The 9600-nt window shown below is 69.9% G+C and carries 10 protein-coding genes; 7 read left to right on the top strand and 3 right to left on the bottom strand.

Features of this window, described 5'->3' with window-relative positions:
• The coding region (locus tag AOK24_RS04610; RefSeq protein ID WP_055718777.1) for a hypothetical protein at nucleotides 1-1069 on the top strand (1069 nt) is incomplete at its 5' end.
• A gap of 21 nt (nucleotides 1070-1090) precedes the next feature.
• Here AOK24_RS04610 and AOK24_RS04605 read toward each other — a convergent pair.
• Nucleotides 1091-1489 (bottom strand): pyrophosphohydrolase domain-containing protein, encoded by a 399-nt coding sequence (locus AOK24_RS04605; protein ID WP_055718776.1) that lies wholly within the window; start codon nucleotides 1487-1489, stop codon nucleotides 1091-1093.
• An 88-nt stretch (nucleotides 1490-1577) separates the two neighbouring features.
• On the opposite strand from AOK24_RS04605, the gene AOK24_RS04600 reads away from it, so the two are divergent.
• Nucleotides 1578-2576, top strand: coding sequence for a TAXI family TRAP transporter solute-binding subunit (locus AOK24_RS04600; RefSeq protein WP_055718775.1), 999 nt, complete (start codon nucleotides 1578-1580; stop codon nucleotides 2574-2576).
• 1 nt (nucleotide 2577) lies between these two features.
• Here AOK24_RS04600 and AOK24_RS04595 read toward each other — a convergent pair whose 3' ends face one another.
• Together AOK24_RS04595 and AOK24_RS04590 are read right to left on the bottom strand one after the other, a co-directional pair.
• On the bottom strand, nucleotides 2578-3978 hold the full coding sequence (locus tag AOK24_RS04595; protein WP_055718774.1) for a sensor histidine kinase: 1401 nt from the start codon (nucleotides 3976-3978) through the stop codon (nucleotides 2578-2580).
• Nucleotides 3979-3987: 9 nt separating this feature from the next.
• Nucleotides 3988-4674, bottom strand: a complete 687-nt coding sequence (locus AOK24_RS04590) for a response regulator transcription factor (RefSeq protein WP_055718773.1) — start codon at nucleotides 4672-4674, stop codon at nucleotides 3988-3990.
• 311 nt (nucleotides 4675-4985) lie between these two features.
• Between AOK24_RS04590 and AOK24_RS04585 the strand changes: the two genes are divergently transcribed.
• The 5 genes from AOK24_RS04585 to AOK24_RS04565 all read left to right on the top strand — a co-directional run.
• Nucleotides 4986-5762, top strand: coding sequence for an amino acid ABC transporter ATP-binding protein (locus AOK24_RS04585; RefSeq protein ID WP_010358964.1), 777 nt, complete (start codon nucleotides 4986-4988; stop codon nucleotides 5760-5762).
• A 55-nt stretch (nucleotides 5763-5817) separates the two neighbouring features.
• Nucleotides 5818-6663: a glutamate ABC transporter substrate-binding protein gene (locus tag AOK24_RS04580; protein WP_055718772.1), complete on the top strand. Its 846-nt coding sequence runs from the start codon at nucleotides 5818-5820 to the stop codon at nucleotides 6661-6663.
• Between the two features lie 110 nt (nucleotides 6664-6773).
• Nucleotides 6774-7439, top strand: coding sequence for an amino acid ABC transporter permease (locus AOK24_RS04575; RefSeq protein WP_055718771.1), 666 nt, complete (start codon nucleotides 6774-6776; stop codon nucleotides 7437-7439).
• On the top strand, nucleotides 7436-8338 hold the full coding sequence (locus tag AOK24_RS04570) for an amino acid ABC transporter permease (protein ID WP_055718770.1): 903 nt from the start codon (nucleotides 7436-7438) through the stop codon (nucleotides 8336-8338). The genes AOK24_RS04575 and AOK24_RS04570 overlap by 4 nt, the downstream gene beginning before the upstream one ends.
• Before the next feature lie 175 nt (nucleotides 8339-8513).
• Nucleotides 8514-9600, top strand: a 1087-nt coding sequence (locus AOK24_RS04565) for an FAD-dependent monooxygenase (protein WP_055718769.1), incomplete at its 3' end; no start/stop codon positions are given.

Here is a 9600-nt window from a genome sequence, read left to right as displayed (position 1 = left end):
GTCCGCCCCGTCCGAGTCCGCCCCGCCCGGGACCACCGCCGTCGGCGACGTCATCGCCAGCGCCCCCGCGCCCGGCGCGCCGAACGGCCTGCTCGCCAAGGTCACGAAGGTGATCGGCGAGACGGCGAAGGGCACGGAGGTCGAGACCGAACCGGCCCAGCTGAACGCCCTGCTGGCCGACGAGACCGCGAAGGGCAGCGTGCCCGTCGCCCCGTCCGCGTTCCAGATCGACAAGCTGCTCCCGGACGTCGGCATCTCCTGGTCGAAGACCAAGGACGTGCACATCGGCCCGAAGGGCGCGACCGTCCCGCTCGGCAGTCTGCGGCTCGACGTGAGCGCCGCGCTGCCGACGATCGGCGACGACTCCGCGTCGGCCACCGCGTCCGTCTCGGGCTTCGTCCAGGTCGCCCCGCAGGTCGACTTCACGTACGGCGGCGAGGGCGCTGCCGCCTCCCCGCTCTCGGCGTACCTCGGCGTCTCCGGCGACTGGTCCTCGGGCTGGGCTCTGAGGGGCCGCGCCGCCGCCGCGACCGCGCAGCGCATCCCCTTCGCCAAGCTGCACGCCGATCCGGTGCTCCAGGTCGGCCCGGTCCCCGTCGTCGTCAACCTGGACTTGACCTGCTACGTCCAGATCACCAGCGACGGCAAGGTCACGGTCGACGTCGAGCAGAGCGTCGAGGGCGACTTCAAGGCGGGCGGGACCTTCGGCCCGGCCCAGGGCTGGACGCCGGTCAACTCGTCGACGGTGACGAGCACTCCGGTGCGTACGTCCGTGACGGCCGCGGGCTCCGTCAAGGCCGCCCTGGGCGCGGAGGCGAGCGTCGGCCTCTACGGGGCTGTGGGCGTCGTCGCCGACCTCGCACCGTTCGTCCGCGGCGAGGCCCAGGGCTCCATCACCGGCACGGACGGCGACTTCGAGGCGAAGGGCTCCTGGGCGCTGTACGGCGGCATCGACCTGACCGGCACCCTGCGGCTCCAGCTGTCCGTCTTCGGCACCCCGCTGTTCAAGCGGGACATCCCGCTCGGGGCGCTGCACCGGGAGTGGAAGCTGGCGGGCTCACCGGCGTGACTCCCGGGGGCGGGGGCCGCCCTACCGCGGCTCCCACCCCTGGCGCCGCAACACCCCCGCCACGTCCGGCGCTTCGTAGTGCTCCCCCTTGAGCACCTTCCCGTCCGCCCTCCGGGCGATCTCCCCGCCGGGTCCGACCTTGGTCATGTTGGACCGGTGGATCTCGGCGAGCACGGCGTCCAGGTCGATCCCGTGCACGAGCGCCGTCCCGTAGGCGACGTACACGACGTCCGCCAGTTCGTGCGCCAGCTTGTCGAGCGGCCCGCCGACGGACACCTCGGCGACTTCCGCGGCCTCCTCGGCGAGCAGTTCCCCGCGGTGCGCGGCCAGCGCGGGAGAGACCTCGACGGGCGTACTGCGGGCGTCGAGCCCGAAGGCTCGGTGGAACTCACGGACCAGTTCAGCGGGCGACGAACTCATGCACCGACTGTAACGGCGCCCACTGACAGCGCCCCCTCCGACGGTCCCCACCCTGGTCAGCACCCGTCCCGCCTGGCAGGATCGCGCCATGCCCAAGCTGTTCGCCCGTATCGGCAAGCGTCACGCGCTCGAAGGCGCGGCGGCCGGCGTCGTCGTACTCGGGCTGCTGCTGTGGTGGCTGCTGCCGCTGGGGGACGGCCCGCCGTCCGGGTCGGTCAGGTTCACCACCGGCAACCAGGTCGGCGTCTACTACCAGTACGCCGATCTCCTGAAGGGCGAGCTGTCCAAGGACATGCCGGGCCTGAAGGTGGACCTGCTCCAGAGCAACGGTTCGCAGGAGAACGTCCAGCTCGTGGCCGACGACGGCGCACAGTTCGCGATCGCCGCCGCCGACGCCGTCGCGCAGTACGACGACAGGTACGAGGGCGGGTCAGGCGAACTGCGCGCGGTGGCGCGCCTGTACGACGACTACCTCCAGCTGATCGTGCCGTCCGGTTCGGACGTCAGGACGGTCGCCGACCTGAAGGGCAAGCGCGTCGGCACGGGACTCCGCAACTCCGGCGTACGGCTCATGGCGGACGCGGTCCTGGCGGCGGCCGGCGTTACCCCGGGGAGCTTCACGGCCATGAACGAAGGCATCGACACCGGGCCGCAGGACCTCAAGGACGGCAAGATCGACGCGTTCTTCTGGTCCGGCGGGGTGCCCACCAAGGGGCTTCAGACCCTGACAGCCGAACCCTCCGAGTTTCGTTTCGTGGCCATACCTCCGTCCCTTGTCGCCGAAATGCACAAAAAGGGTGGCCCGGCCGTCTACTACCGGTCCACCAACATGCCCGGGGACGCGTACCCGAAACTCCAGCACAACCAGCCCGTGCCGACGGTCGCCGTCGCCAACCTCCTGATCACGCGCACGGACACCGATGACCGCCTGGTCGAGTGGTTCACGAAGACCGTCATCAAGAGTCGCGACACGATCGGCCACAACGTCCACTCCGCGCAGCTCGTGGACCTGAGGACGGCCATCTACACCGACCCCCTCGACCTGCACGACGGCGCCCGCCGCTACTACCGCTCGGTGAAGCCGTAGGTCAGGACGCCGACGTCCGGGGCACCCGCACCGTCACCGTCAGCCCGTGCGGCTCGTGCGATCCGTACGAGATCGTCGCCCCGCCCGCCGCGAGCAACGCGCGGGAGATCGACAGCCCGAGCCCCGAGCCCTTGATGTTCTGATGCCGCCCGCTGCGCCAGAAACGGTCACCCACGCGCGCGAGTTCGTCGTCCGTGAGGCCGGGCCCGTTGTCGGTGACGACGACGGTCGCGGCGGTCCCGTCGACGGCGACCGTCACCTCGACCTTCTCACCCTCAGGGGTGAACTTGACGGCGTTGTCGATGACGGCGTCCAGCGCGCTGGACAGGGCGACGGGGTCGGCCCACGCGGTGGTGGCCGGACAGTCCCCGCGCAGGATCACCCCTTTGGCCTCGGCGGTGGGCGCCCACGCGGCGACGCGTTCGGCGGCGAGCGTACCGACGTCCGTGATCCGCAGGTCGGCCTCGGAGTGCTCGGCGAGGGCGAGGTCGAGGAGGTCGTCGAGGACCTGCGCGAGGCGCTTGCCCTCGCCCTGGACGGAGGCGATCTCCTGGTTGCCCTCGGGAAGTTCGTACGACAGCAGTTCGATCCGCAGAAGCAGCGCGGCGAGCGGGTTGCGGAGCTGGTGCGAGGCGTCGGCGACAAAAGCCCTCTGCTGCTCCAGGACGTCCTCGACGGTGTCGGCCATCTCGTTGAACGACCGGGCCAGTCTGCGGAGCTCTGGAGGGCCTCCAGAGGCCGCCACGCGGGACTTGAGCCGACCGCTGGCGATCGCGTGGGTGGTCGTGTCGAGGATCGCGACCGGCTTGAGCACCCACCCCGTCAGCCGCAGGGCCGCCCCGATCGCGAGCAGCAGCGCGGCGACCTCACCCGCGCCGATGATCAGCCAGCCGCGCAGGATGCGTGACCGCAGCGCCCCGGTGGGCGAGTCGGTGACGACGACCGCGACCACGTCGCCGTCCCGGATGACCGGCGACGCCACGACCAGCCGGCCGCGGTCCCAGGGCCACACCTGCTCGGGGTCGTGACTACGCCGACTGAGCAATGCCTCGTCGAACGCCTTGCGTACCTCGGAGTCCCTCGCCCCCAGAGTCCAGCCGCGCGAGGCGACGGCCATGGCCGCACCCCCGCGGACGAAGACACCGGCATAAATGCCGTAGACGCCGTAGTAGTTCTGGAGCTCCCGCTCCAGCGTCTTCTCCCGCTCGCTCGCGGTGGTCGACACGTCCTCCGTCACCGTCACGAACTGCGCGAGCGCCGCGAACCGCGCGGTGTCGTCGATCCGGTCGACGACCACCTTCTGCTGCTGCGCGCCCGCGAGGCTGACGGCCAGCGGGATGCCGAAGGCGAGCAGGACGGCCGCCATGAGGACGATGAGCAGCGGCAGCAGCCGAGTACGCACGCGCGCCCGCTAGACGGCCGGCGCGACGAGCCGGTAGCCCACGCCGCGTACGGTCTCGATCAGCGCCGGCATGCGCAGCTTGGCCCGCAGCGAGGCGACGTGGACCTCCAGAGTGCGCCCGGTGCCCTCCCAGCTCGTGCGCCACACCTCGCTGATGATCTGCTCGCGGCGGAACACCACACCGGGCCGCTGGGCCAGAAGGGCTAGCAGATCGAACTCCTTTCGGGTGAGCTGGACGACCGTCCCGTCCACGGTGACGCGGCGGGTCGGCAGCTCGATGTGGACGGGGCCTAGCACCAGGGCGGTCTCGGCGGCCGGGGCGCCCTCGTCGTGGACGGTGCGCCGGCTGACGGCGTGGATGCGCGCGAGCAGTTCGCCGGTGTCGTACGGCTTCACGACGTAGTCGTCGGCGCCCAGGTTGAGGCCGTGGATGCGGGAGCGCACGTCGGAGCGGGCGGTGACCATGATGACCGGGGTGGCGGTGCGCTTGCGGATCTTGCCGCACACCTCGTAGCCGTCCTGGTCGGGCAGTCCCAGGTCGAGCAGGACGACGCCGAACCCGGGCCCCTCGGGGACGAGCGCCTGGAGGGCCTCCTCGCCGCTGCGCGCGTGCGTGACGTCGAAACCGTGCCTCCTGAGGACCGCGGACAGGGCCGCGGCGACGTGATTGTCGTCCTCGACGAGCAGCAGTCTCATTCCGGCCTCCCCCAGTTCATTCGGTCGTTGCGCCGGGCCCCTAGGAATGAACCGGAGCCCCGGGTGCGAAAACGCGCCACCACGCGCGCGTGCACCACCGAAGTCACGCTGATGGACGACGACGCCGTCAAGCAGGTTCCGGTTGCGCACCCCTTCCGTTATCCGGCCGATACGCGCTCCCACTACCGGGCCACTACACGTGTCCGATTGCTATCGGATCGTGATGCTCAGATTCACCTCAGATGTAATGACGCTGGTCGTGACTGGTTACTACTGTCCTCGAAACCCGAGGAGGACGGAGTCAGAGAGCGATGACCGAAGTATCGGTGGCCAAGCAGGACGCGGCCTCGACCGACGAGCTGGTCGTCCTGAAGAGCGTGAACAAGCACTTCGGTGCGTTGCACGTGCTCCAGGACATCGATCTGACCATCGCGCGCGGTGAGGTCGTCGTCGTCATCGGACCCTCAGGGTCCGGTAAGTCCACCCTGTGCCGCACGATCAACCGTCTGGAGACGATCGACGAGGGCACGATCACGATCGACGGGAAGGCGCTGCCCCAGGAGGGCAAGGAGCTGGCCCGGCTGCGTGCCGACGTCGGCATGGTCTTCCAGTCGTTCAACCTGTTCGCGCACAAGACCGTGCTCGAGAACGTGACGCTGGGACAGGTCAAGGTCCGCAAGGCCGACAAGAAGGCGGCCGAGGAGAAGGCCAGGGCGCTCCTGGAGCGCGTCGGAGTGGGTACCCAGGCGGACAAGTACCCCGCGCAGCTCTCGGGCGGCCAGCAGCAGCGTGTGGCCATCGCACGGGCGCTCGCGATGGACCCGAAGGTGATGCTCTTCGACGAGCCGACCTCCGCGCTGGACCCCGAGATGATCAACGAGGTCCTGGAGGTCATGCAGCAGCTCGCGCGGGACGGCATGACGATGATCGTCGTCACCCACGAGATGGGCTTCGCCCGCTCGGCCGCCAACCGCGTGGTGTTCATGGCGGACGGCCGCATCGTCGAGCAGGCTGCGCCCGACCAGTTCTTCAGCAACCCGCGCAGCGACCGCGCGAAGGACTTCCTGTCCAAGATCCTGCACCACTGACGGCCGCACCCGCACCGCCGGACCAGCACCCCTTCGTACTCCAAAAGGACGCACCATGAAGCTTCGCAAGGTCACTGCCGCCTCGGCCGCCGTTCTCGCCCTCTCCCTCGCCGCGACCGCCTGCGGCAGCGACAAGAAGGACGACTCCAGCAGCTCCTCCGGCGGGGGCGGCAACAAGATCAAGATCGGCATCAAGTACGACCAGCCCGGCCTCGGCCTGAAGAAGCCCGACGGGTCCTTCGCGGGCTTCGACGTGGACGTCGCCACGTACGTGGCGAAGGAGCTGGGGTACCAGCCGAACCAGATCCAGTTCGTCGAGACGAAGAGCGCCGACCGCGAGAACGCGCTCGCGCGCGGGGACGTCAAGTTCATCGCGGCGACGTACTCGATCAACGACAAGCGCAAGGCGAAGGTCGACTTCGCCGGTCCGTACCTGCTGGCCCACCAGGACCTGCTGGTCAAGGCCGACTCGGACATCTCCAAGGGCACGGACCTCAACGGCAAGAACCTGTGTTCCGTGGCCGGCTCGACCTCCGCGCAGAACGTGAAGCAGTCGATCGCGCCGAAGGCCAACCTGAAGCAGCTCAGCGGCTACTCGGAGTGCCTCTCCGGCCTCCAGAGCGGTTCCGTGGACGCCCTGACCACCGACGACTCGATCCTCGCCGGTTACGCCTCCCAGGAGCAGTACAAGGGCAAGTTCAAGCTCGCGGGCCTGAAGCTCAGCAACGAGAACTACGGCATCGGCGTCAAGAAGGGCGACACCGCGACCGTCGACAAGATCAACAAGGCGCTGGAGAAGATGGTCAGCGACGGGTCCTGGCAGAAGGCCGTCGAGGCCAACTTCGGCCCGGCGGGCTACAAGAACGAGCCGGCCCCGAAGATCGGCAACATCGTCAAGTAGCTGCGGGCAAGTCCCGAGAGGTTCCCGAGGCGTGCCGTCGTCCGTCGCGATCACGGCGGCGGCGCGCCGCGCCCTTCACATAGGCCATCCACCCGGAAGCGCGGGAGATCGTGTTCGACTTTCTTGAAGGCTACGACGTCCTCGGGGCGTTCTGGATGACGGTGAAACTCACCGCGCTCTCCGCCGTGGGATCCCTCATCTGGGGAACCCTGCTGGCCGGGATGCGGGTCAGCCCCGTCCCTCTGATGCGCTGGTTCGGCACCGCGTACGTCAACATCGTCCGGAACATCCCCCTGACGGTCATCATCCTGTTCTGCTCGCTCGGCCTGGCCGACGTCTTCGGGGTCACCATGGGCTCCGGCGACTTCAAGATCCAGGGCTTCCGGCTGGCCGTACTCGGCCTGGTCGCGTACACCGCGGCGTTCGTCTGCGAGGCACTGCGCTCCGGCATCAACACGGTCCCGATGGGCCAGGCAGAGGCCGCCCGTGCCATCGGCCTGAACTTCACGCAGACCCTGTGGCTCGTCGTCCTGCCGCAGGCGTTCCGCGCGGTCATCGGCCCGCTGGCCAACGTCCTGATCGCACTGACCAAGAACACCACCGTGGCGGCGGCGATCGGCGTCGCCGAGGCGGCCTTCCTGATGAAGACGATGATCGAGAACGAGGCACAGACGCTGCTCATCGGCGCGGTCTTCGCGTTCGGCTTCGTGGTACTGACCCTGCCGACCGGCCTCTTCCTCGGCTGGCTCGGCAAGCGACTGGCGGTGAAGCGATGAGTTCCGTCCTGTACGACACACCCGGCCCCCGCGCGCGGGTGCGCAACACCGTCCTGTCGGTGGTCTTCGCCGCCCTGCTCGTCCTGCTCGTGTGGTGGGTCTGGCAGAAGCTGGACGACAAGGACCTGCTGACGTCCGCTCAGTGGAATCCCTTCACCGAGTCGGAAGCCTGGACGACGTACCTGCTGCCCGGCCTCGGCGACACGCTGAAGGCCGCCGCACTGGCCATGGTGATCGCCCTCCCACTGGGCGCGGTCCTCGGTATCGCCCGCCTCTCCGACCACCTCACGGTGCGCGCGGTGTCCGGGACGATCGTCGAGTTCTTCCGGGCCATCCCGGTCCTGCTGCTGATGCTGTTCGCCTTCCAGTTCTTCTCCCAGTCCACGAACATCACGAGCGAGGACCGGCCGCTGTACGCCGTCGTGACGGGCCTGGTGCTCTACAACGCGGCCGTGCTCGCCGAGATCGTCCGCGCGGGCATCCTGGCCCTCCCCAAGGGCCAGACGGAGGCCGCCTACGCCATCGGGCTGCGCAAGGGCCAGACGATGAGCAGCATCCTGCTCCCGCAGGCCGTGACGGCGATGCTGCCGGCGATCGTCAGTCAGCTCGTCGTCATCGTGAAGGACACGGCGCTGGGCGGTGCGATGATCGGCTTCACCGAGCTGCTCAACTCACGCAGCACGCTGGCGGCCAACTACGCCAACCCGATCCCGAGCTTCATCGTGGTCGCGATCATGTACATCGTCCTGAACTTCATCCTGACCAGCTTCGCGAGCTGGCTGGAGAAGCGCCTGCGGCGCAGCAAGCGCAGCACGGGCGCGGTACTGGGTACCGACGACGTGGCGGCCTCGGCCGCGGTCGGCGGTACGTACGGCACGGGTGCGGGTGGCGCGGCCTGACGTCCCCTCACATCGCTTGACCTGTACGGAGGCAGTGGCGTGCGCGCCGCTGCCTCCGTCACTTGACGCAAGCAGCGGCAATGGGTTGCATACGTTCTGTGATCGTGCACCCTGCTCCCACCTCGAATTCACTTACGTCCCTGAGGGCACCGTCGCGGGCAGGGGGCGGCCTTCAGTGGACCCGGTGATCATCGTCGGAGCGGGGCCCGTGGGGCTCACGCTCGCCCTGGCGCTGGCGCGTCAGGAGGTGCCGTCGGTCGTGCTGGACGAGGGCCCGGGCAAGGACGAGCCGCGGCTCGCGCGCACGGTCGTCCTGCGCGAGGACACGGCCGCGCTGATGGAGCGGCTGACCGGCGCCCCGCTCGACGGACTGCGCTGGACGGGCTGGCGGTCGCTGCGGCGCAAGCAGGTGATGCGCGAGGTCACGTTCGGCGACACGGAACCGGCCCCCCTGCACATCGCGCAGCACGTTCTCACGCGCGCGCTGCGCACCGCCCTCGCGCGCGAGCGCCTGGTGAAACTCTCGGTGGACAGCAGGCTGGACACGGTCGAGCAGGAACCCTCCGGCGTCACCGCGCACACGCGCGGGCCGAAGGGCACGTGGTGGCGGGGCAGTTACCTGGTCGGCTGCGACGGCCCCCGCTCCACGGTCCGCAAGCTCCAGGACATCCGCTTCCCCGGCCGCACGGCGGTCGAGCGACACGCCGTGGCCGCGCTGCGGGCGGAACTTCCGTGGGAGGGCCAGTCGTTGCTCCATCGGATGCCGCCGTGGCGGACGTCCGGACCGTCGGCCGGGGAGGTCACCGCCCGCCCCCTCCCGGACGGCGTCTGGCGCCTGGACTGGCTGCTCCCGCCCGGCAAGGACCTGGTCACGCCCGAGCTGCTGGTGGCGCGCGTGCGCGAGACGCTCACCGGCTGGAACGGCGGGGCGACGCCGCCGTACGAGCTGCTCGACACCGGCGTCCACACGGTGCACCACCGGCTCGCGCGGCGCTGGCGCGTGGGGCGTGTCTTCCTCGCCGGGGACGCGGCGCACCTGCTGGGCGCGTTCGGCACGCACGGCCTCGACGAGGGTCTCAGGGACGCCGACAACCTCGCCTGGAAGCTCGCGGCGGCCTGGCACCACGGCCCGCGCGAGGCGCTGCTCGACAGCTACCAGGCGGAGCGCCGTGCGGCCGTCTCCGCGCGCCTGCGCGCCGCCGACCAGACGCTGCCGCTGCTGCGCGGCGGCGGGGGCCTGCGCGCGTACGTCCCCGGCGCCG

Source organism: Streptomyces niveiscabiei, from assembly GCF_001419795.1.
Taxonomy (GTDB): domain Bacteria; phylum Actinomycetota; class Actinomycetes; order Streptomycetales; family Streptomycetaceae; genus Streptomyces; species Streptomyces niveiscabiei.
The sequence above is the reverse complement of the archived record's forward strand: the minus strand, read 5'-3'. Positions and strand labels throughout refer to the sequence as shown.

Excerpts from the sequence above, each read along its gene's own strand:
- AOK24_RS04600 (WP_055718775.1), top strand. The coding sequence starts at position 1,578 with ATGCCCAAGCTGTTCGCCCGTATCGGCAAGCGTCACGCGCTCGAAGGC.
- AOK24_RS04605 (WP_055718776.1), bottom strand. The coding sequence starts at position 1,489 with ATGAGTTCGTCGCCCGCTGAACTGGTCCGTGAGTTCCACCGAGCCTTC.
- AOK24_RS04590 (WP_055718773.1), bottom strand. The coding sequence starts at position 4,674 with ATGAGACTGCTGCTCGTCGAGGACGACAATCACGTCGCCGCGGCCCTG.
- AOK24_RS04585 (WP_010358964.1), top strand. The coding sequence starts at position 4,986 with ATGACCGAAGTATCGGTGGCCAAGCAGGACGCGGCCTCGACCGACGAG.
- AOK24_RS04580 (WP_055718772.1), top strand. The coding sequence starts at position 5,818 with ATGAAGCTTCGCAAGGTCACTGCCGCCTCGGCCGCCGTTCTCGCCCTC.
- AOK24_RS04570 (WP_055718770.1), top strand. The coding sequence starts at position 7,436 with ATGAGTTCCGTCCTGTACGACACACCCGGCCCCCGCGCGCGGGTGCGC.